Annotated in this window: 18 protein-coding genes, 2 tRNA genes and 1 other RNA gene; 17 read left to right on the top strand and 4 right to left on the bottom strand. The window is 27.9% G+C overall.

Annotation, left to right across the window (positions count from 1 at the left end; translation table 11 throughout):
• Nucleotides 1–3: 3 nt before the first annotated feature.
• Entirely contained in the window at nucleotides 4–3,228 is a 3,225-nt protein-coding gene (gene carB, locus AC5SLZ_RS05465; RefSeq protein ID WP_494615296.1) for a carbamoyl-phosphate synthase large subunit, read from the bottom strand.
• Nucleotides 3,206–4,399, bottom strand: coding sequence for a glutamine-hydrolyzing carbamoyl-phosphate synthase small subunit (gene carA, locus AC5SLZ_RS05460; RefSeq protein ID WP_494615295.1), 1,194 nt, complete (start codon nucleotides 4,397–4,399; stop codon nucleotides 3,206–3,208). Before carA ends, carB begins: the two co-directional genes overlap by 23 nt.
• Before the next feature lie 127 nt (nucleotides 4,400–4,526).
• Here carA and AC5SLZ_RS05455 point away from each other — a divergent pair, with 127 nt between their 5' ends.
• The 6 genes from AC5SLZ_RS05455 (at nucleotide 4,527) to AC5SLZ_RS05430 (ending at nucleotide 9,418) form a co-directional block, all read left to right on the top strand.
• A complete protein-coding gene (locus AC5SLZ_RS05455) occupies nucleotides 4,527–4,988 on the top strand; it encodes a GatB/YqeY domain-containing protein (protein ID WP_494615294.1) in 462 nt (153 codons plus the stop codon).
• Nucleotides 4,988–6,763: a DNA primase gene (dnaG, locus tag AC5SLZ_RS05450; RefSeq protein ID WP_494615293.1), complete on the top strand. Its 1,776-nt coding sequence runs from the start codon at nucleotides 4,988–4,990 to the stop codon at nucleotides 6,761–6,763. The genes AC5SLZ_RS05455 and dnaG overlap by 1 nt, the downstream gene beginning before the upstream one ends.
• A 67-nt stretch (nucleotides 6,764–6,830) precedes the next feature.
• Nucleotides 6,831–8,657 (top strand): RNA polymerase sigma factor RpoD, encoded by a 1,827-nt coding sequence (rpoD, locus tag AC5SLZ_RS05445; protein WP_494615291.1) that lies wholly within the window; start codon nucleotides 6,831–6,833, stop codon nucleotides 8,655–8,657.
• Nucleotides 8,658–8,664: 7 nt separating this feature from the next.
• Nucleotides 8,665–8,739 (top strand) — tRNA-Val (locus tag AC5SLZ_RS05440).
• 59 nt (nucleotides 8,740–8,798) lie between these two features.
• A tRNA-Ile gene (locus AC5SLZ_RS05435) sits at nucleotides 8,799–8,875 on the top strand.
• Between the two features lie 87 nt (nucleotides 8,876–8,962).
• Nucleotides 8,963–9,418, top strand: coding sequence for a hypothetical protein (locus AC5SLZ_RS05430; protein WP_155242574.1), 456 nt, complete (start codon nucleotides 8,963–8,965; stop codon nucleotides 9,416–9,418).
• Here AC5SLZ_RS05430 and AC5SLZ_RS05425 read toward each other — a convergent pair whose 3' ends face one another.
• Both AC5SLZ_RS05425 and AC5SLZ_RS05420 read right to left on the bottom strand, forming a co-directional pair.
• Nucleotides 9,419–10,009, bottom strand: a complete 591-nt coding sequence (locus AC5SLZ_RS05425) for an MlaC/ttg2D family ABC transporter substrate-binding protein (protein WP_494615290.1) — start codon at nucleotides 10,007–10,009, stop codon at nucleotides 9,419–9,421. It abuts the gene before it with no gap.
• A 14-nt stretch (nucleotides 10,010–10,023) separates the two neighbouring features.
• A complete protein-coding gene (locus AC5SLZ_RS05420) occupies nucleotides 10,024–10,821 on the bottom strand; it encodes an MlaA family lipoprotein (RefSeq protein WP_494615289.1) in 798 nt (265 codons plus the stop codon).
• A 104-nt stretch (nucleotides 10,822–10,925) separates the two neighbouring features.
• Between AC5SLZ_RS05420 and AC5SLZ_RS05415 the strand changes: the two genes are divergently transcribed.
• The 11 genes from AC5SLZ_RS05415 (at nucleotide 10,926) to AC5SLZ_RS05365 (ending at nucleotide 23,623) form a co-directional block, all read left to right on the top strand.
• Entirely contained in the window at nucleotides 10,926–11,657 is a 732-nt protein-coding gene (locus tag AC5SLZ_RS05415; RefSeq protein WP_494615288.1) for an N-acetylmuramoyl-L-alanine amidase, read from the top strand.
• Between the two features lie 41 nt (nucleotides 11,658–11,698).
• Nucleotides 11,699–12,053: RNase P RNA component class A (gene rnpB / locus AC5SLZ_RS05410), an RNA gene on the top strand.
• Nucleotides 12,054–12,305: 252 nt separating this feature from the next.
• Nucleotides 12,306–12,773 (top strand): division/cell wall cluster transcriptional repressor MraZ, encoded by a 468-nt coding sequence (gene mraZ, locus AC5SLZ_RS05405; protein ID WP_028036537.1) that lies wholly within the window; start codon nucleotides 12,306–12,308, stop codon nucleotides 12,771–12,773.
• Nucleotides 12,774–12,776: 3 nt separating this feature from the next.
• Nucleotides 12,777–14,255, top strand: a complete 1,479-nt coding sequence (gene ftsZ, locus AC5SLZ_RS05400; RefSeq protein WP_494615286.1) for a cell division protein FtsZ — start codon at nucleotides 12,777–12,779, stop codon at nucleotides 14,253–14,255.
• A gap of 18 nt (nucleotides 14,256–14,273) precedes the next feature.
• Nucleotides 14,274–15,284, top strand: coding sequence for a 16S rRNA (cytosine(1402)-N(4))-methyltransferase RsmH (gene rsmH, locus AC5SLZ_RS05395; RefSeq protein WP_494615285.1), 1,011 nt, complete (start codon nucleotides 14,274–14,276; stop codon nucleotides 15,282–15,284).
• The gene (locus AC5SLZ_RS05390) at nucleotides 15,281–15,586 is read left to right on the top strand and encodes a cell division protein FtsL (protein WP_297681176.1); all 306 of its coding nucleotides are present in this window, start codon (nucleotides 15,281–15,283) and stop codon (nucleotides 15,584–15,586) included. The genes rsmH and AC5SLZ_RS05390 overlap by 4 nt, the downstream gene beginning before the upstream one ends.
• On the top strand, nucleotides 15,586–17,274 hold the full coding sequence (locus AC5SLZ_RS05385) for a peptidoglycan D,D-transpeptidase FtsI family protein (RefSeq protein WP_494615284.1): 1,689 nt from the start codon (nucleotides 15,586–15,588) through the stop codon (nucleotides 17,272–17,274). The genes AC5SLZ_RS05390 and AC5SLZ_RS05385 overlap by 1 nt, the downstream gene beginning before the upstream one ends.
• Nucleotides 17,275–17,276: 2 nt before the next feature.
• Nucleotides 17,277–20,120, top strand: a complete 2,844-nt coding sequence (locus AC5SLZ_RS05380) for a UDP-N-acetylmuramoyl-L-alanyl-D-glutamate--2,6-diaminopimelate ligase (RefSeq protein ID WP_494615282.1) — start codon at nucleotides 17,277–17,279, stop codon at nucleotides 20,118–20,120.
• Nucleotides 20,120–21,205 (top strand): phospho-N-acetylmuramoyl-pentapeptide-transferase, encoded by a 1,086-nt coding sequence (mraY, locus tag AC5SLZ_RS05375; RefSeq protein ID WP_028036543.1) that lies wholly within the window; start codon nucleotides 20,120–20,122, stop codon nucleotides 21,203–21,205. The genes AC5SLZ_RS05380 and mraY overlap by 1 nt, the downstream gene beginning before the upstream one ends.
• Complete coding sequence (gene murD / locus AC5SLZ_RS05370) at nucleotides 21,205–22,506, top strand: UDP-N-acetylmuramoyl-L-alanine--D-glutamate ligase (protein WP_494615281.1); 1,302 nt, start codon at nucleotides 21,205–21,207, stop codon at nucleotides 22,504–22,506. Before mraY ends, murD begins: the two co-directional genes overlap by 1 nt.
• The gene (locus tag AC5SLZ_RS05365; RefSeq protein WP_494615280.1) at nucleotides 22,496–23,623 is read left to right on the top strand and encodes an FtsW/RodA/SpoVE family cell cycle protein; all 1,128 of its coding nucleotides are present in this window, start codon (nucleotides 22,496–22,498) and stop codon (nucleotides 23,621–23,623) included. The genes murD and AC5SLZ_RS05365 overlap by 11 nt, the downstream gene beginning before the upstream one ends.
• The last annotated feature ends 1 nt before the right edge of the window (nucleotide 23,624 follow it).

The raw sequence follows: 23,624 nt of genomic DNA, 5'->3' as shown, positions 1-23,624 counted from the left end.
TACTCAGATATCTTGAAGTGCAGTTACTTCTAATTTTTTAGTTTTTAGTGATTTAATAGCTTCAAGACATGCTTGAGCGGTAGACATATTGGTACAATAAGGGACTTTATTTTTTAGTGTTGCTCTTCTAAGTGCTATAGCATCATTTAATCTGTGTTCACTATTTCCACCACCAGTATTTATAACTAGTGCAATTTTCTTAGAATCTAAAACATCTACAATATGAGGAGATCCACTACTTACTTTATTGATAACTCTGCATTTAATTTTATACTTTCTAAAATATTCTGCAGTACCTTTGGTTGCACAAATTGTAAAATTTAATTTAATTAGCTCTTTTGCCAAATCTATTCCTTCATCTTTATGTGAGTCTTTTAATGAAATGAATGCAAGCCCTTGTTTAGGAAGAGAATTTGCAGCACCAATTTGACTTTTAGCAAATGCCATTCCAAAGTTTTTATCAAATCCCATTACTTCACCGGTTGATTTCATTTCAGGCCCTAGAAGTAAATCACTGTTTGGAAATTTGTTAAAAGGAAATACTGCTTCTTTTACTGCATACATTCCTTTAGATTTATCCTTTAAATTAAATTTAGATAATTTTTCACCAGCCATTACCCGTGAGGCAATTTTAGCAAGCGGAAGACCTTTTGCTTTAGATACAAATGGCACAGTTCTACTTGCTCTAGGGTTTACTTCAATTACATAGATTTCATCTTTTTTAATTGCAAATTGAATATTCATAAAACCTTTAACTTTTAAAGCTAAAGCTAATTTCTTAGTTTGATTTTCAATTTCTTTAATTAAATATGGTTTAATTGATATTGGTGGTAAGCTACACGCAGAGTCTCCAGAGTGAATTCCAGCTTCTTCAATGTGTTGCATGATACCTGCCACATGAACTTGTTTACCATCTGATATTGCATCAACATCAACTTCCATTGCATGATCGATAAACTTATCAATTAAAATTGGGTTTTCTTCAGCTGCCTTAAAGGCCTCTTCCACAAAGTTTTTAAGCTGACTTTTTTCATGAACAATTTCCATTGCTCTTCCACCTAATACATAAGAGGGTCTAACCATTAATGGCAAACCAATTCTCTCTGCTATTTGGATAGCTTGCTTATATGTTTTGGCAATTCCACTTTCAGCTTGCTTTAACTTTAATTTATTAAGAAGATTTCTAAATAGATTTCTATCTTCTGCTAAATCAATTGATGTGTACTGCGTTCCTAAAATTGGAAGTTTGTTTTCATGTAAAAATTTAGCAAGTTTAATTGGAGTTTGGCCTCCAAATTGAGCAATAATCCCAATTAGGTTTCCTTTTTCTTTTTCTTTTTTTATAATATTAAAGACATATTCTTCTTTTAAAGGTTCAAAGTATAACCGGTCACTGGTGTCATAATCGGTTGAAACTGTTTCAGGGTTACAATTAATCATAATTGTCTCAAAACCAGCGTCTTTCAATGCAAAACTTGCCTGACAACAACAATAATCAAACTCTATTCCTTGTCCTATTCTATTGGGTCCTCCACCTAATATTATGATTTTTTTCTTAGCTGATGGATCGGCTTCACATTCTGAATTTAATGAAAAATTTCTTTGATAAGTTGAATACATATAAGGAGTAAACGATTTAAATTCAGCTGCACAAGTATCAACCTTCTTAAATACCGGTAATATTTTAAGTGCTGTTCTCTTTCGTCTAACAACATCTTCAGAAGTTTTTGTAAGTTCAGACAGCTTTTTATCAGAAAAACCAATTGATTTAATACGGTTAAACTCATTAAATTCTTTAGGTAATCCTTTGCTTTTAATTTTAGTTTCATTATCTACAATTTCTTTAATTTGTTCTAAGAACCATGGATCAATTTTAGATAATGTAAATATTCTCTTTAAATCGATCTTTTTTCTAATTGCTTCAGCAACTAGTAAGATTTTATTTGGAATACTTTCTTTAAGTTTCTTTTCAATTTGTTTTTTGTTTAGATCAAATATTCTATCTAATCCTGAAAACCCTGTTTCAAGAGAAACCAGTGCTTTTTGAAGCGACTCTTTAAAGTTTCTACCGATTGCCATTGCCTCACCAACAGATTTCATTGATGTGCCTAAAGTTGCAGGAGAAGTTGAAAATTTTTCAAATGTAAATCTTGGAATTTTAGTTACCACATAATCAATACTAGGTTCAAATGATGCGGGTGTTACTTTTGTGATTTCATTTTTTAATTCATCCAAAGTGTAACCAACAGCAAGTTTTGCTGCAACTTTTGCAATTGGAAATCCAGTTGCTTTTGATGCAAGTGCAGATGAACGTGAAACTCTTGGGTTCATCTCAATTACAACCATTCGACCATTTTTTGGATTAATTGCGAACTGAACATTTGATCCACCTGTCTCAACTCCAATTTTTCTTAAACATGCAATAGATGCATTTCTCATTACTTGGTATTCTTTATCGGTTAAGGTGAGAGCAGGGGCAACAGTCACTGAGTCCCCGGTATGAATTCCCATCGGATCAATATTTTCAATTGAACAGATAATGATACAATTATCTTTTTTATCTCTTACAACCTCCATCTCAAATTCTTTCCAACCTTCTAAGCATTCTTCAACTAGAACTTGGCTGACAGGAGATTCGTGCAATCCGCTTTTTATAATTTTTAGATATTCTTTTTCATTTTTAGCAATTCCACCACCAAGACCTCCAAGTGTAAAAGCAGGTCTAATAATCACTGGCAATCCTATCTTTTTTAAAACTTTAGATGCTTGGTTGATGTTATTGACGATTTCAGATTTAGGTAGATCTAAACCAATATCGATCATATTTTTTCTAAATTTCTTTCTATCTTCAGCGTTAGATATAGCTTTAGAATTTGCGCCAATTAATTCTATTTTATATTTCTTAAGAATTCCTTTTTTCTCAGCTTCCATTGAAAGGTTAAGGGCTGTTTGACCACCCATCGTTGGAAGAATTGCATCTGGCTTTTCTTTTTTAAGAATTTTTTCTAAAACTTCTAAAGTAATAGGCTCAATATAAGTTTTATCTGCAACATCAGGATCAGTCATTATCGTTGCGGGATTTGAGTTGATAAGCACAACTTTATAACCTTCATCTCTTAAAGCTTTGCAAGCTTGTGTTCCTGAGTAATCAAATTCACAAGCTTGACCAATAATAATTGGGCCAGCTCCAACAACTAATATTTTTTTAAGATCTTTTCTTTTTGGCATTTTTTTTCATGTTGTTAATAAATTCTTGAAATAAATAAACACTGTCTTGTGGTCCAGGGTTTGACTCAGGGTGATATTGAACAGAAAATATTGGTTTGTTTTTTAATTTGATACCCTCAATACTGTTATCAAATAGAGATTTATGTGTAACCTGAATACTCTTTGGTAAATTTTCTTTAACTACTTCAAAGCCATGATTTTGACTAGTAATTTCAACATTATCATGAATTAAATTTTTAACTGGATGGTTAGCTCCTCTATGACCCAATTTCATTTTTTTGGTCTTAGCACCTAATGTTAATGCAAGAATTTGATGACCCAAACAAATACCAAATATTGGTAAATTTTTTTTAATTAAATCTTTAATTATATTAATTGCATATTTGCCAGTTGCAGCAGGATCTCCTGGACCATTAGATAAAAATATACCGTTTGGCTTAAGAGCTAAAATTTTATCAGAAGGTGTTTTGCATGAGACAACAGTTACTTTACAATTAAAGTCAGAAAAATATCTTAAAATATTTTTCTTAATCCCATAATCAATTGCAACTACATGAAATATATTATTGTAATTCTTAATGAAACCTGCCTCTTTTTTCCAAGTTTTAAGGCCCTTCCAAATATAACTCTTTGGTGTTGTAACTTTTTCTGCAAGATCAAGATTTTTTAATCCACTCCACTTAATTGTTGAATTAGTTAATTTGCTAATATTGAATTTACCATGTTTGTTGTAAGCAATAGTTCCTTTTGGGGCACCTTTATCTCTTATGAAATTAGTTAAACTTCTGGTATCCAATCCTGTAATTCCAACTATTTTGTTCTTCTTCAGCCACGCATCTAGATTTTGAAAAGATCTATAGTTCGAGGGAGAAGTTATCTCTGAATTAATCACTACTCCTTTAGTCCATATTTTATCAGACTCGTGATCTTCTTTATTTGTTCCAACATTTCCAATATGAGGAAAGGTAAAGTTTATGATTTGCCCAGCATAAGAAGGATCTGACATAATTTCTTGGTAGCCTGTTAATGATGTATTAAAGCAAACTTCTCCTGTAGCATTACCCTGGTAACCAATCCCTATTCCTTTAAAAACCCTTTTGTTTTCAAGAACTAAAATGCCTGTGCTGATTTGTGAATTATTTGAGTTAGATTTTTTTGCTTTTTTAATCAATTACAACTCTTGAGTTAGAGGTTAATACAATAATTGCATTATTATCTCAACAGAGATGTATTATAAAATTGTAAAAAAACAATTTTTCTTTTGAAGAATTTTATCTTTCAAGTAGATTAAAAAAATTATGACATTGAAAGAAACTATCGAGACTGAATACAAAAATGCTTTAAAAGCTAAAGATAAAACTAAAATATCAACCTACAGGTTAATTTTATCATCGATTAAAGATTTAGATATTGTGAACAGGTCAGGTCCTAACAAGAAAGATACTGATGATGAGGATATCAAGAAGCTTTTAAAAAAAATGGTTAAGCAAAGAGCCGAATCGATAGATATCTATAAAAAAAATAACAGAACAGATCTTTTAGAAGTTGAACAAAATGAACTTGATATTTTAGTGGGTTTTTTACCTAAGCAACTTAGTCAAGAAGAAACGAAAAAAATATGCGCTGATGTTATCTCAAAACTTGGGGCAAGTTCAGTGAAAGATATGGGCAAGGTAATGGGAGAACTAAAAAAAATACATGCTGATGATATTGATTTTGCAAAAGCAGGTCCTCTAATTAAGGAATTATTAAATAGTTAATGAAATACCCAAAAGAGTATCTTGATGAAATTAAAACAAGGCTCAAAGTTTCAACAGTTGTATCTAAGTCCGTAGCTTTAAAAAAAAGAGGCAAAGAATATGTTGGCCTCTCTCCTTTTAAAACAGAAAAAACTCCTTCTTTTACTGTCAATGACGAAAAAGAATTTTACCATTGTTTTGCAACCTCAGAGCATGGAAATATTTTTGATTTTGTAATGAAAACTCAAAATTTAAAGTTTGGTGAAGCAGTTAAACATTTAGCTCAATTAGCAGGCATGCAACCTTACATGTTTTCAAAACAAGATGAGGAGAGAGAAAAAAAATGGAAAGAATATTTATCAATTTATAGCCAATATGTTGATTTTTATCATAGTGAGCTTTTAAAAAATGAAAAATATTCAAACGCTAGAGACTATTTAAAAAATAGATCTTTAGGCAGAGAAGAAGTTAAAAAATTTAAAATTGGCTACATAGAAAAAAATCCTAGTTTTTTTGATAAATTAAAAAATGAATTCAGCGAACAAGCTTTAGTGGAAAGTGGATTGTTTTATCTAGATGAAAAAAAGAATATATATGTAGAGAGATTTAGGGGCAGGTTAATTTTTCCAATAAATAATATTTCTGGACAACCCATTGCTTTAGGTGGAAGAATAATAGAAAATTTAGATTACTTAGCAAAATATATTAATTCACCTGAAACAATTTTTTTTAAAAAGGGTTCAAATCTATACAATTTAGATTTAGCTAGAAAATTATCTAATAAATTAGATCACATTTATTTAGTTGAAGGATATATGGATGTTGTTGGATTGAGTAAAAATGGAATTGAAAATGTGGTTGCTAACCTTGGAACATCACTTACAGATAAACAAATCCTTACTTTAAATCAGTTCTTTGATGATATTATAATTTGTTTTGATGGTGATGAGAGCGGATATAAAGCTGCTGTTAGAGCTGCTGAAAACTCTATAAGGGAATTAAAACCTGAAAAACAAATATCGTTTTTATTTTTACCAGATAAAGAAGATCCTGATAGTTATGTTAATAAACACGGCAAAAACTATTTTGTAGATTTTACAAAACAAAGCAAACTATCCATTCATCAATTTATTTTTGGTCACTATAAAAAACAAACTGAAAATAATCCTTCTTCAATGGCAATATTTGAGAAAAAACTTAGATCTATAGCAAACACGATTAAAGATGATTTTATTAAAAAATACGTCCTTGAATATTTTTTGGAGAAAATTGCAGAGTTAACACCTCATTCTAATCAAAATAAAAAAAAGTTTTATGTAAAAAATACAAAATCACTTGATTCAACTAAAAAATATTTTAATGAAAGCCAGTCCATATCAGGTGTAGAGTTGAAAGAGTTTTCCTTACTGTATTTACTTTTGAATAACCTATCTTTTTTCCAAGCAAATATTCACTTAATTGAAAACATTAAATTATTCACAGAAATAAATAAACAAATATTCAACTCTATTATAGAGAGATTAAAGACTGGTGAGCAAATGACTATCGAAGGTCTAAATTTGGATAAACAACTATTAGATAAAATAAATAAGTTTGCTCCAATCAAACATATTCTTAAAAATAAACCTGATAATGATGATCAAGTGATTGAACTGCTAGATGATATTTCAAAAGATTTATTCAATTATGATTTAGAGTTCAGAATACAAGAATTAGAATCTAGGTTTTCAAAGGATATGAGCGAAACAACATTTAATGAGCTAAAAGAGCTTAAAAACGAGAGAAAAATCAATTAATCTGAATAAATTAGCAATGGATTTTTGTTAATTTGATATTATATAAGTCTTTCAAACTTATATTGCTGTGGAAAGAATAATTACTAAATCATTTGCTAGATTAATGGGTCGTGGAACCCATAGAGGATTCATAACTTACGAAGAATTAAATAAATCACTAGGAAAAAGAAATCTATCTGATGAAAATTTATCACAAGCATTCATTCATATCTTGGATGAAGGTGTTGCATTAGTTGAAAAGAAATCTGATTTCAAGGTTTTAAGAAAAAAAGAAGGATCGTCTAAAGAAGAAGGCAAGACGATGGAGAAAAGTGATGATCCTATCAGAATGTATTTACGAGAAATGGGAGGTGTAGAGTTACTTTCAAGAGAAGGTGAAATTGCAATTGCAAAAAGAATTGAAGCTGGGAAGGATGTAATGTTGATTGCATTGTCTCAGAGCCCTATGACCGCTCAACAGTTTTACGAATGGAATGATCAATTACAGAAAGATGAAATTTTAGTTAGAGAAATTATTGATATTGATACTAATTATATGGAAGACGAGTCGACAGGACCTAGCGCAAAACAAAAAAATGCAGGTGAGACAGACAAAGATGAAAACTCTAGTGATGGTGATGATGATGATTTTAACCCAACACTTGCTGCCATGGAAACTGAAATTAAACCAAAAGTTTTAAAAACAGTTAATACATTAACTAAAGAATATACAAAATTAATAAAATACCAAAAAGAAAAACTTGATTGTGTTTTGAATTCTCAAAATTTTTCTCCCGCAAAAGAAAAAGGATATCAAAAAATTGTAGATGATATCTTGGAAAATATTAAATCGCTTCAATTATCGCCTTCAGTTTTAGAGGGGTTAGTTCAAAAACATTATGTTGAAAATAAAAAAATTATATCTTTAGAAGGAAATCTTTTAAGATTAGCGATGGATCACAACATTCCAAGAAATGAATTTATTAAGTTTTATATTGGTAATGAAATTAACCCTAATCTAAAAAAATTTTTAGATACCAATTCAATTTGGAAACAGTTTTTTGCAAAAAATAAGGATGAATTCAAAAATATTAGAGAAAGATTAATTGAGATTAGTTATAAATTAGGAATGTCTGTAACTGATTTTAAAAAATTAGTTAGCAGAGTTCAAAAAGGTGAAAAAGAGTCAAGAATTGCTAAAAAAGAAATGGTTGAAGCTAATTTAAGATTAGTAATATCAATTGCTAAAAAATATACGAATAGAGGTCTTCAGTTTTTAGATTTAATTCAAGAGGGTAATATTGGTTTGATGAAAGCGGTTGATAAATTTGAGTACAGAAGAGGATACAAGTTTTCTACTTATGCTACCTGGTGGATTAGGCAAGCTATTACAAGATCAATTGCTGATCAGGCCAGAACTATTAGAATTCCAGTTCATATGATTGAAACAATCAATAAGATTGTTAGAACACAAAGATTAATTTTAAGTGAGTTTGGAAGAGAAGCAACCCCTGAAGAATTAGCTCAAAAACTTAGAATGCCACTAGATAAAGTAAGAAAAGTTTTAAAAATTTCAAAAGAACCAGTTTCTCTTGAAAAACCAGTAGGTGATGAAGAGGATAGCAGTTTAGGAGATTTCATAGAAGACACAAAGGCATTAGCACCTTTGGAGCAAGCTATTAAATCTAATCTTGGAGAAGCAACAACTAAAATTTTATCGACATTAACTCCAAGAGAAGAAAGAGTTTTAAGAATGAGGTTTGGAGTTGGAATGAACACAGATCATACATTAGAAGAAGTTGGTCTTCAGTTTTCTGTTACTAGAGAAAGAATTAGACAAATTGAGGCAAAAGCTCTTAGAAAACTGAAACACCCTAGCAGATCTAAACAGTTAAAAAGTTTCTTAGAAAGTTAATCTTACTGGGCCGTTAGCTCAATAGTAGAGTACTGCATTGACATTGCAGGGGTAGTTGGAGCGTAACCAACACGGCCCACCATTTTATAATTATCTGTAATTGATAACCTAACAAAAATGGTATAGTTAAAAGTAAATTTTGGGCCTGTAGCTCAGTTGGTTAGAGCAGTACACTCATAATGTATTGGTCCCAGGTTCGAGTCCTGGCGGGCCCACCAAAAATTTATTAATTCAACTAGAGGTTTATTAATAATTTAATTTAAAATGTATTAAATTTATTTATTATAATAAAAGATGTTTTTCAGATGAATATCAATTTAAAAATACTACCAAAATATGCTTATTTAGTTTCATCTCTAATTGCTTCAATTATTTTTTTTTATTTCTCATATAAAGCAGTTGTTACTTATTTAATTCATAAAGAGCTCTATGGAGATGGCATGGATGTTTTAGTATCTCTAAGAGCAGCACTTGCAGGTGTAATGTTATTGTTAATTGTTTTCTTTTTTCAATTTATAAAAATTAAAGATCTTATAAGTCAGAGGACAATTATTAGAGGTATTTTCATTGGATGGTCTAGTTTATTTATTATATTAATAATTGTAAATCCAAGTTTAATCTCATTTATAGTTCTGAGTGGAATTGCAGGAATAGTCAATTTGATAGCATTATTTAGCTTAGTTGATTTAATTAAAGAGGATAGGAATTCTCTTACTGATAAAGAGATTTTTCTTTTACAGCAATTAGCTAGCAAAAAATAATTATTTAATTATAAATTCTTTTAATACTTTAAATAAAGAATTAATCTCTCCATTATTTGAATTTAGAATAGATGCAAACTCCTCTTTTTGAGTTCTTACCAAACTAAGTCCTTCAATAATTAAATCTCTAATTAATGGATTATCAGGATTTTTTGTGTAGATTCTCCAATCAATTTTAACTTCTGGTCTTTCAGATGTTCCAACTAGCAAACTGTTAACTATCGTGTAGTTCTTACTTAAAACTTTTTTATTTTGGACTTCAATCTTTGGATTAGTGTACTCAGATAACCTACTTGAAAAACTTTTTAAAAAATAATCCTCAAATAAATCTAAATACTCATTTTTTTGGTTTTCACTTAAATTTTTTCTAAAGGATCCTAGCGTATAAAATCCAATACCTCTTATATCAACAGTATCTTTAGCTATTAATTTTAATTTATTAATTTTATCCTCTTTAGAAATGTTTTTAGCAAGAACCTCTGAAGCTCTGTTTACTGTAGATTGAACAAATACATCTGGCTCAACAGATTGAGCATAAACATAATTTAAATTTAACAATAGTAATAAAATAAAAATTTTTTTAATATTCATTGATTATTTAGATTTTATTGATTTTCTAATTCTTCCCAACCGTCTTCATCTTTATAAAGTATTTCTAAATTTCCTTGTTGATTATTTTTAATTTTATTTTCTCTATCTTGCAAATATAAACTCCTTATAGAAGCATAAAAATCTAAGGAATTATTTTCAAGGTTGTCAAATGACTCAATATTATTTGCTCTAAAATCAATACCACTAACAGCCTTGGAGCCCATGAATAATCCTTCACTTAAAAATTCATTATTTCCATGAACTGATGCGTTATACCAAGGGTCTCCACCCATTACATTTACAAAAGATCCAGCAGTATCTCTAATTGTTGAAGGACCTAAGACTGGAAGAACAAAATAACAACCAGGTCCAAAACCCCAAGCACCCAAAGTTTGACCGTAATCTTCTCTCTCATATTTTGGAAAACCTAATTTGTTTGCAACATCGATGGTACCAAAAAGTCCTAGAGTTGAGTTTAGAGCTAGTCTTGCGGTATTTATAATTGCCGTACGCATGTCTCCTTGTAAAATATTATTAGGTATTGTTATTAGATTGGATAAGTTAGTAACAGCATTACCAGCACTTTTCTGGATTTGATCAGGTAAATTTCTATAACTTTTGGCGACTGGTTTAATGATCGATTTATCAATTTTTTGATTAAATGAAAATGTAACTCTGTTAAGTTTTTCAAAGCAATCTTTTATTTTTTCAGGCTGCTCTTTGTTTAAAGTCAATTCTCCATCCGAACCCGCATAGACATTAAAAGACACTAAACAAATACCTATTATTATAAGAATTAAATTTTTAAACATATATTTATTATATTATATTAAAGTTAATTATTAAATATTTTTTTAATTATAAATGATGTCTTTAAAGTGTTGATAAAAAGTCAAAATTATACCTCTACACATATATGAAAACGAAAATAAAATATTCACCAAATTTTGACCCAAAAAAAAGAAAGCCAAAGAATATCAAATTTATAATTTTTCATTATACAGGAATGAAAAAAGAAATTGATGCAATTAATAAATTAACAAACGAAGGGTCAAAAGTAAGTAGTCATTATTTTATAAAAAAGAATGGAGAAATATTAACTCTGGTTCCCGATCTATATACTTCTTGGCATGCTGGAATTTCAAGTTGGAAAAAATTTAAATCTATAAACAGATATTCTATTGGTATTGAAATTAGTAATATTGGACATGATTATGATTATGAAAATTTTAATAAAAAACAAATAAAATCAATTGCAAGATTGAGTAATTTTTTAATAAGAAAATATAAAATAAAATCTAATTTTATTTTAGGACATTCAGATATTGCTCCAGATAGAAAGATGGATCCTGGAGAAAAATTTCCTTGGAAATATTTGGCTAAAAAAAAAATTGGTCTATGGCATGATTTAGATTATAAAAAGATTAAAGAAGAAAGAATGAAAAATATAAAAGAATTGGATAAAAAAAATTTTATTAGTTATTTATATAAGATGGGATATCCAAGAAATATCAAAATTCCCAAAACTAGATATACTAAAATTTTAACAAAAGCTTTTCAAAGACGATTTAGACAAGAGTTAATAAACGGGACTATTGATAAAGAATGTTTATTAATAAGCCATAATCTAATTAAAAAATTTAATTAAATTTTCTTGAAATTTTTAGGTTTAGTAATATGTTTTGGTTGCCAGATAAATGATTTATCGCTTTAAAATATTAAAGAGGAAAGTCCGGGCTCCACAAGGATACAGTGCCAGATAATACCTGGCGGGGGTAACCCTAGGGATAGTGCCACAGAAAATAAACCGCCATAACATGGCAAGGGTGAAAAGGTGTGGTAAGAGCACACCGGTTCTATTGGTAACAATGAACGCTGGAAAACCCCACTGGGAGCAAGACTAAGTAGAGATGACATTGTTGCAAAACTAAAAGCCATCCTTGGCTAGTCATCAGGGTTAGTTGCTTGAGCTTAAGAGTGATCTTAAGCCTAGACAAATGATAGGTTTAAATGACAGAACCCGGCTTATAGTTTATCTGGCAAAAGTCCTTAAAGATAATTTTCAACATAAGCAAATGTTCTTACTTTGATTCACTATTGAGTCAGCTTTGTTCTTATTTATTCTTTTTATCATTTGTAATCTGTCATTTTAATTTGATTTTTATTAAACGTTTGATATCAAAAAAAATTACAAATAACTGTGAAAAATCAATAATAATCAGTATTTGACACAATATTAAATAACCCATATATTCCCATATATTCCCAATTATGGAATTTTATAATTATAAAATATATGTTTTTATCAACTTACGAGAACAAATTAGACAAAAAGGGGAGAGTTTCTGTGCCTGCTAGTTTTAGATCTCATTTGTCTAATTTAGGATACAATGGAGTTATTTGTTATCCATCATTTAATAATTCATCAATTGAAGCATGCTCTCAAGATAGAATTGAAAAAATTTCAACAGCTATAGATTCTTTAAATCCATTTGAAGAAAAAAGAGATTTTTTTGCCACATCTATTCTAGCTGAGAGTACTAATTTACAATTTGATAGCGAAGGAAGGATTTTAATTTCATCAAAATTATTAAAACATGCAAAAATAAAAAATAGCATGCTATTTGTTGGCCAAGGCCAAACCTTTCAAATTTGGGAGCCAGCAACATTTGAAAAATTTAAGGTAACAGCAAAAAAAAAAGCAAATTTAAACAGAGCAAACCTTAAATGGGAAAAACATTTTAACAATAACGAGGGGAAATAACAGATGACAATTAACTTTAAAGCACCGGAAATTAAGGAGCTACAGCCACGACTTTTAGTAATGGGAGTTGGTGGAGCAGGTGGAAACGCGATTAATGAAATGATTGAAAGTAATCTACAAGGTGTAGAATTTATTGCAGTCAATACTGATGCGCAAGATTTAAAGTTAAGTAAAGCCAAAACAAGAATTCAAATTGGATTAAATTTAACTAAGGGTTTAGGAGCTGGTGCAAAACTAGATATTGGTCAAGCAGCAGCAGACGAGTCATTAAACGAAATTATAAATACTTTGCAAGGTGCAAACATGGTTTTTATTGCTGCTGGTATGGGTGGTGGAACGGGCACTGGTGCTGCTCATGTAATCGCCAGAGCTGCAAAAGAACTAAATATTTTAACTGTAGGTGTTGTGACACTTCCATTCTTATATGAAGGCCCCTCTAGAATGAGAAGAGCACAACAAGGTTTGGAAGAATTAAGAAAGCATGTTGATACAATTATAGTAATTCCAAATCAAAACTTATTTAAAATTGCCAATGAACAAACAACATTTGAAGACTCATTCAATCTTTCAAATAATGTTTTGATGCATGGTGTTCAAAGTATAACTGATCTAATGGTGAGACCAGGTTTAATCAATCTTGATTTTGCTGATGTAGAAACTGTTATGGCTTCAATGGGTAAAGCAATGATGGGAACTGGTGAAGCAGAAGGAGAAGGTAGAGCACTTAAAGCAGCAGAGATGGCGGTGAGTAACCCACTAATTGATGATTATACTCTTAAGGGAGCAAAAGGATTATTAGTTAATATTACTGGTGGTAAAGATCTTAAACTTTTTGAAGTTGATGAAGCAGTCAATAAGGTTAGAGCTGAAGTTGATCCAGAAGCAGAATTAATTATTGGAGCAATTACTGACGCTGAATTAGATGGAAAAATGAGAGTTTCGATTGTAGCTACATCTTTAGATGGTCAACAACCAGAAACCAAATCTGTGATAAATATGGTGCACCGTATTCAAAATAGAAACCCAGGTTATTCAGATTTTTCAAATCTTGGATCATCTGCATCTTTTAACTTTTCAAATTCAATTTCAAATCCTGTTTCACATGGAGCTAATGCGCTAAAACTAGATAATGAGGTTGTTCAAGAACAAAATCAAGATCATTTTAGCTCAAATGTTTCATCTGAAGAGGCAATACATAACAATAATCTTGAAACTGAAAGTGTTGTTGAAGATAGTTCTGTAAATGAAATGGAAAAATCTTTTACACAAGAAGCCGTAGAAACACCCCAAGAACAAATGGTTGAAGAGAGTGTAGAAGAAGATGTTTCAAATGATCTAAAAGAATTTGGTGTAGATTCGGATGCACCAGATTTATTTAGTTCAGAAACTGAAAATTCAAGCTCAGAGGGTTTATTATCTTCAAGCGATGAAGAAGATGATGATCTTGAGATACCAGCATTTTTAAGAAGACAAAAAAATTAATGGTCTTTAAAGAAATAAATGGAAGCCACCATAGTACCGAAAGTGCGAAAGCATTACCCGGTACTGCTAAAAGAAATTATTAGCATTATTTCCCCTCAATATGGTGGCACATTTATTGACTGTACTTTTGGTCAAGGTGGTTATTCAAAAAAAATCCTAGATTTTGAAAATACTAAAGTAATCGCTTTAGATAGAGATATTGAAAGTGAGTCAAAAGCTTATCAAATTAAAAATCAATTTGAAGACAGATTTTTATTTAAAAATATTAAATTTAGCCAACTGAATAATCTAAAACTTAAAAACGAGAATGTTAAAGGAGTAATATTTGATCTTGGTTATTCTTATGTTCAAATAAAAGATCCTAAAAAAGGACTATCTTTTGAGTCTAAAGGAAATTTAAATATGCAAATGGGTTTAAATAATTATTCTGCTGAAGATGTAATTAACAAGTTAGAAGAAAAAGAACTTGATAAAATATTTAAGTTTTTTGGTGAAGAAAAAGAAAGTAAATTTATAGCTAGAAATATTATTAAGGAGAGATCTAAGAAAAAGATAGATACACAAACACTTGTTGAGATCATAGAGAATACAAAAAGAAAAAAAAATTACAAAGTTCACAGTGCCACTAAAGTTTTTCAAGCTTTAAGAATTTTAGTTAATAGAGAAATAAGTGAATTAATTATTGGTCTTATTAATGCAACCAAGGTTTTAAAAAAAGATGGTGTTCTAGCAGTAGTTACATTTCATTCTTTGGAGGATAAAATTGTTAAATATTTTTTCAAAAGTCTATCTGAGAAAAAAAGTATATCAAGATATGCCCCTATTACCGAGCAACCTGAAACATTACTTAAATTAACCAAAAAAAAACCAATCGTGCCATCTGATGATGAAATTAAAGAAAATTCACCTTCAAGATCGGCTAAACTTAGATATGCGATTAAAAAAAAAGACTTTTATGATTTTGAAACTGACATTCTAGATCAATTTAGAAATTTAATTGAGATAGAAAACTTTGGGAACAAACTATGAAAAAAATCGTCTTAGTATTTGTCATTTTTTCATTAATTTTATCAACAGCTATTATTAAGAATTCTGCAAAAAAAAATGAGGATAAAATTTTTACAGTAAAAGAAAATATTAGAGTTTTAAATTCAGAATTCGAGAAAATCAAACTAGAATTCGATTATTTAAGCTCCTCAGATAAATTGCTGGAATTTCAATCATTATATTTTGAAAATGATTTAGTACAAAAAAAAATTGAAAATATAAAAGTTTTTGAAATCACAAAGAAAGATAAAAAGATTAAAAATTTAAAAATAATTAAAGATTAATGGAAAAATTAGGATCAAAAATTATTATTGAAGACTATAAAAATAATTTTGATTATAAAAAAAATGATATTAATTTAGATATAGAATTTAATAGAGTAGCTTTTATATTTTTCTTTTTTTTTATTATTTATCTAATTTACACTATTCATTTAATTCATCTTGGATCACGGAAATCAAATGTAGAAATGAAAGATATTTTGCCTACATTTAGTAATAAACTTTATAGAGCAGATATAATTGATATAGATGGAAATTATTTAGCTAAAACAGTTAAATCTATTGATATAGGTATTAAGACATCAGATATAATAGATAAGAAAAAACTTTTATTAAGTTTAAATATTATATTTCCAAATAAAGATTTTGAAAAAATTAATAAACAACTTGATACAAAAAAGTTTTTTTGGTTAGAAAAAAAAATTTCAGAAGAAAATTATGAAAAATTAATGAAACTTGGAGATAAATCTATTAAACCTGAGGAAAAGGTATTAAGAATTTATCCGCAAAAAAATCTTTTTAGTCATATTATTGGTCAAATAGATGATGACAACACTGGAATTTCAGGTTTAGAAAAATCATTTAATGGAGCCCTTAGAAATTCAAAAAATCCCATCAAACTTACAGTCGATAAAGATATACAGTTTTTAATTCGAAAAGAGTTAATCAAATATCAAGAAATTTTTAAAAGCAAGGGTAGCGCTGCTTTATTAATGAATAGTAATAATGGAAATATACTTTCACTAATTTCATTACCTGATTTTAATCCAAATAAAAGACAAAATATAACTGATGTTAATTTTATAAATAGAGTAACTAAAGGAACTTATGAGCTTGGTTCAGTTTTCAAACCATTTACATTTGCAAGTGCTTTAAATGAAGAATTAATAAAACCTGAAACTGAATTTTTAGATTTACCAAAATCTATTAGTTGTGATAAACACCAAATTGGAGAGTATGATAATAAAATTCCATCTGATTTAACAGCAGAACAGATCTTAATTAGATCAGGAAATATTGGTTCGGTAAGAATTGCTCAATTAGTTGGACCAGAAAAACATAAGTCGTTTTTAAAAAAAGTTGGAGTATTGAGCTCAATTGATTTTGACATTGAGGAAGTTGCTCCTCAGAAGGATTATAATTTTGGGAAATGTAAATTAGCCACATCTTCCTTTGGCCATGGTATCGCAACTACAATCTTGCAGCTAGCAAGAGGTTATGCGGTAATATCTAATGGAGGTTATGAAGTTAAACCAACTTTAATTGATAAAAAAATTGAAAATGAAAAAAAGAATAGACTAATTAATAAAGATGTTTCCAACCAAGTTGTTAAAGCTTTAAGAAAAATTGTTAGCACAGACGAAGGAACAGCAAAATTTGCCGATGTTTTAAACTACGAAATTGGTGGCAAAACAGGGACTGCAGACCAACCAAAAGAAGGCTCTTATTCTGAAGCAAAGATAAATACGTTTGCTTCAATATTTCCAACATCAAATCCACAATTTGTATTTATTGTTATGTTAGATACTCCTCAAAAGGCGAAAGATTATTATTATAAATATAGACATCAAAAGGGTGGATGGAAAGGAACTTTATACAATACAGCTGGATGGACATCAGTAGAAGTGGCTGGAAAAATAATTGATAAAATTGGGCCTATTTTAGCCACAAAATATCTAGAAATTAAATAACTATGTTTCTAGGTGATTACTTCAACAATATTCAAAAAAATTATAAGCAAGTTTATTTTTCAGGAATTTCATTTAATAGTAATCAGATAAAAAAAGATAATATTTTTTTTGCAATCAAAGGAAATAAGATAGATGGTAATAGTTTTATATCATCTGCAATCTCCAATGGTGCAAAAATAATTATAACTGAAAAAAAAATAAATAGACTTAAAAACGGTATTTTATTTATTCAATCAAATAATATCAGAAAATTATTAGCTGAAATATCGTTTAAAATCGTTAAAAAAATTCCAAACAATATTATTGCTGTTACTGGTACAAACGGAAAATCATCTATTGCAGATTTTTATTATCAAATTTTAGATTTGAATAATAAAAAAGTTGCATCAATTGGAACATTGGGAATTAAATCAAAAAAATTTAAAAAGGATTTATCAAATACTACTATAGATCCAATTCAATTAAGTAAAATTTTAAGTAATTTAAAAAAACAAAAAGTTAATAATGTTATTATGGAGGCATCCAGCCATGGATTGAGCCAAAACAGACTGGATGGTTTATCCTTTAACACAGGGATATTTACAAATCTATCTCAAGACCATTTAGATTATCATAAGAATAAAAAAAATTATCTTAAAGCTAAACTTTATTTGTTTGAAAAATTACTAAAAAAAAATGGAAATATAATAACTGATGAAAAAATACCTGAATTTAAAAAAATTAAAGATATAGCATCTAATAAAGGCCTAAACCTTTTTTCATTATTGGAAAAAAAAAATAATTTTCAATTTTTGTCTCATCAATATAAAGGAGAGTCCCAATTATTAGAGATTAGATATAATGATTCAACACACATAATCAAACTTAACTTGATAGGAAAAGTTCAATTTAAAAATGTATTAATGGCGGTTATTGCGTCAATCAGAAGTAATATCAATATCAAAGACATACTTAATGTAATACCAAAAATAAAATCTGTAGAGGGAAGGTTTGAAAAAGTTGGCAAAATTAAAAATAACTCAAAAGTAATTGTAGACTATGCACACACACCAGATGCATTAAAAACTTGTCTTAAAGATATAAGAGATCAATTTGTAGGTCACAAAATTAACTTAGTATTTGGTTGTGGGGGGAATAGAGATCAAAATAAAAGAGCAAAAATGGGTAAAATTGCTGACCTTTTTTCAGACAAAATATATCTTACTGATGATAATCCAAGGTTAGAACAGGCTAGTAAAATAAGAAAAGAAATAAAAAAAGGAATAAAAAAACAAAAAGTTTTAGAGTTTCCAAATAGGGCAAAGGCAATATCAGAAGCAATAAAACACTTAAAAATAGGAGAAATTTTAATCGTTGCTGGCAAAGGTCACGAAAAAGTTCAAGAAATAGGTGGGAAAAAATTTTTTTTTTCAGATAAAAAAATTATTCTTGATGCAATAAAAATTAAAAATTTTTCTTTATCAAATAATCTAAAGGTTAATATATTTAATGAACTTAGTGGAGAAAAAAAAATATCTAGTAATATTATTTTCAAAAAGGCTAGAATTAACTCTAAAGAGATAAAAAAAAACGATGTTTTTTTTGCGATTAAGGGAAAAAAAAATGATGGTAACCAATTTATAAGTGAAGCTTTTAAAAAAAATGCGTCGATTGCAGTAGTTAATAAAATTGAAAAAAAAATAAATATCTCTTGTCAAATTAAAGTTAAAGATCCATTAAAATTTTTAACAAAAAGTTCAGAGTTATATAGAAAAAATATTAAAACAAAAATAATTGCTATAACTGGAAGTTGTGGAAAAACCACATTAAAAGAATTATTAGGTAACTCATTAAAAAAATTATCAAAAGTAGGTATTTCACCTCAATCATATAATAATAAGTTTGGAGTTCCTTTAAGTCTTTTTAATTTAGATCAAAAAAATAATTACGGCGTTTTAGAAATTGGAATGGATAAAAAAGGTGAAATTGATTATCTTTCTAAAATTGTTAAACCAGATGTTAGTGTGATTACTAACATTAATTATGCCCATGCTAAAAATTTTAAGAATCTAAGACAAATTGCTCTAGCTAAATCAGAAATAATTAACAATACAAGAGTTAATGGTTCAATTGTCCTTAATGCCGATGATGATTTCTTTGCTTTACATAAAAATATAGCCAGTAAAAGAAAGCTTAAAATCTTATCATTTGGTATTGTAAATCAAAATGCAAATATAAAACTTATAAGTATCAAACAAATTTCTAATAAGTTTAAAGCAACTATCATAATAAATAATTTTAAGACTTATTTTTTTATCTCTAATAATTTTCAAAATAATATCTTAAATATTTTGGCTACCTTGACTGTTTTGAGTATTTTTTTAGATATATCTAAATTAAATAAAAATATTTTTATGGGTTTTAAAACACCCAATGGGAGGGGGGATATTACTAAAATTAAGATTAATAATAAAAATTTATACTTAATAGATGAAAGTTATAATTCAAATCCGTTGTCACTTAAATCCGCAATTTTAAATTTTGATAAAATTAAAATTAAAAAAGGAAAAAAATATTTATTATTAGGTGATATGCTAGAACTTGGTAAACACTCAAAAAGACTTCATCAATCTATTGGAAAAATAATCAATAATACAAAAATTGATAAAATTTTTGTTAAAGGAAGTGAGGTATTGTTCACATACAATTCTATTTCAAAAAAGAAAAAAGGTAGGGTATTAAACAACAACTCACAAATTATTGATTTGATTAAAAACGATTTAAATAATAATGATTATCTTATGGTTAAGGCCTCAAATGCGACAGGAATAAATAAGATAATCAATAGTTTTAAAGGTTCGAAATAATGCTTTATCAATTTTTACTTAATTTTGTTGATATCTTTGGATTTTTAAATGTTTTTAAATACATCACTTTTAGAACAGGATTATCCTTATTTACCTCATTAATTATAGTTTTGTTAATTGGAGGACCTTTTATAAATTTTTTTTCAAATAGAAAATTTGTAAATCCTATACGTGATGATGGTCCACAAGATCATATTATAAAAAAAATTGGTACTCCAACAATGGGTGGAGTAATAATTTTGTTTGGATTGCTATTTTCTGTTTTGTGTTGGGGGGATCTATCTAACACTAGTGTTTTATTTTGCATTTATATTGCCATTTCATTTGGTGTACTTGGAGCATTTGACGATTATAAAAAAATAAAACAAAATAATTCTTCAGGAATTTCATCTAAATTTAAAATAATATCACAAGTTTTGTTAGCTACGATAGGTATTAGCTTATTTTTTTATTTTATTGATTATAAAGAAATTACAAATTTATATTTTCCATTTTTTAAAAATTTAATAATTAATCTTGGATGGTTTTTTATTCCTTTTTCGGTATTTGTTATTGTAGGTTCCTCAAACGCAGTTAATTTAACTGATGGGCTTGATGGATTGGCCACTGTACCGGTAATTTTAGTTGCTGGTTGTTTTGCTTTTATAAGTTATGTAACTGGCAATATTGTTTTTTCTGATTATTTACAAATCCCATACATTGAAGGTACTGGTGAAGTTTCTATTTTTTGTGGTGCAATAATAGGATCGTGCTTAGGGTTCTTGTGGTTTAACGCGCCACCAGCAAAAATTTTTATGGGTGACACAGGTTCTTTAGCACTTGGTGGCTCTTTAGGCGCTGTTGGAATAATAACAAAACATGAAATAGTATTAGCAATTACTGGTGGGCTATTTGTCCTTGAGGCTGTATCTGTGATGATACAAGTAATCTCTTTTAAATTAACAGGAAAAAGAATTTTTAGAATGGCACCAATACACCATCATTTCGAAAAAAAAGGATGGCCTGAGTCAACAGTTGTAATTAGATTTTGGATCATTTCAATTATTTTAGCAATGATTGGTCTGGCTACTTTAAAATTAAGATAATGACAAACAATAGAAATATTTTTTTGAAAAAAAAGATATTAATCTACGGTTTAGGTAAAAGTGGAATTTCATCATATAAATTTTTAAATAACAAAGCTAAGGTTTATTGGTTTGATGATACTTTTAAAAAAAAATTTGGACATCAACCAAATCAAAAGATAAGAAATATTCAAGAAATATCCAAAATCAAGTTTGATAAGGTTATTATTAGTCCAGGAATTGATATTTTAAATTGTAAATTATCTAAATTTCTTAAAAAAAATAATTCTAAAATTTATACGGATTTGGATATATTCTATTCATTTTATAAAAATAAAAGTATCACCATTACGGGAACTAATGGAAAATCAACTACATCTAAAATATTGCATGAGGTTTTATTAGATCAAAACTATGACTGTAGATTGATTGGAAACATTGGTAACCCAGCATTATCTGAAAAAAAAATTACTAAGAACACTATATTTGTGATCGAAGCCTCATCATACCAATTAGATTATAGCAAATTATTTACTTCAAAATACTCAGCAATACTTAATATTAGCCCAGATCATATAGAGAGACATAAAAATTTAAAAAATTATGTTAGCGCTAAATTTAAATTATTAGATTATCAGTCTAAGAAATCTATATCATTTGTAAAAAAAGGCGATTTACTAATAAATAAAAAATTAAAAAGTAAAAAATATAATCCTAAAATTATCAAAGTTGATTTAAAAAAAGCAAATAAGGTAATTAAACATTTAAAAAATAAGTATTTTATGTCAGCAGGAAATTTAGAAAATTTGTCATTTGTTCTAAAGATTTCTGAAACATTAAATTTAAATAGTAAAAAATTACTCAAAACTTTAAATAGATTTAAAGGATTAAAATATCGACAGCAAATTATCTATGAAAATAAAAATTTAACAATAATTAACGACTCTAAGTCAACAAGTTTTGCTTCATCAGAAAATATGTTAAAAAACTTAAAAAATGTTTATTGGATTTTAGGTGGTATTCCCAAAAAAGGTGATCAGTTAAATCTATCCAAGAAAAATTGTAAGAATTTTAAAACATTTATTTTTGGTAATTATTATAAAGAATTTAAAAAAAATATTAAAAATAAGATACCAGTAAAGCATTTAAAATATTTGAAAGACATATTAAAAGAAATTTTTCTTGATTTAAAAAATAAGAAAATAAAAAAAAATATTATTTTCTTTAGTCCAGCAGGCGCATCATTTGATAACTTTAAAAATTTTGAAGATAGAGGTAAATATTTTAATCAATTAATTAAAAAATTTATTAATGCAAAATAATAGCTTTCTATATAAATTTTATTATCAGTGGTGGAAAAATATAGATAAGTCAATATTATTACTAATTAGTTTGTTATTTATAATTGGACTTTTTTTTTCATTAGTTTCAACTTCATTAATTGCTTCAGATAAATTAGATACAAATAGCTATTTCTTTTTTTTTAAGCATTTGATTTATATTTTTATTGGAATAATTATAATTTTTATTTTTTCTTCTTTGAAAACTAATCAATTATTTTATTATTCATATTTCTTTTTTTTTATTGCTTTAATTTCTTTATTTTTAGTTCCTATTATAGGTGTTGAAGTAAAAGGATCAAAAAGATGGATAGATTTATTTTTCTTACCAAGATTTCAACCAATTGAATTATTAAAACCTTTTTTAATTATCATAATTTCAAGCATTCTTTGTAGTGTTAGAAGTTCAAACCTTTATTTAAAATATTTATTATCAATTATAATAGTTTCGGTAATTTCTTTATTTCTTGTAATGCAACCAGATATAGGTCAGACTCTTCTTATCATTTTTTCTTGGGCTGTTTTAATTTTTACCTCTGGAATCAATATCTTTTTTCTTTTTAGCCTTTCTATATTTGCTTTTATTTCACTAGCTTATTTAATTATATATGTTCCTAAGTTTGATTATATTCAAAGTAGGATTTTTTCATTTTTTAATAGAGATGTAGGTACACATAATTTTCAATCTGATAAAGCTATTGAATCCATTACAAGTGGGGGTTTTTTTGGAAAAGGAATTGGTGAAGGAACCCTAAAAAATCGTGTGCCAGAAGCACATACCGATTATATTATATCTGTAATTTCTGAAGAGTTTGGTGTTGTTGCCATAATATTAATATTATTATTATTTTTAATATTTATTCACATGGTTTTTAAAAAAATAAATTATGAAAAAGATGACAAAATTAAACTTGTTTTGATTGGATGTGTAAGCTTAATTTTAATGCAAGCGACGATTCATATAGGTGTTAATATTAGGTTATTTCCTACTACAGGTATGACATTGCCATTTTTGAGCTATGGAGGTTCTTCTATAGTAAGTATCTCAATACTATCAGGAATAATCTTAAATTTAACTAAAAGAAAAATAGAAAATTAAA

The sequence above is a fragment of the Candidatus Pelagibacter sp. PS_06 genome, from assembly GCF_059418045.1.
This window is presented reverse-complemented; position numbering and strand designations above follow the sequence as displayed.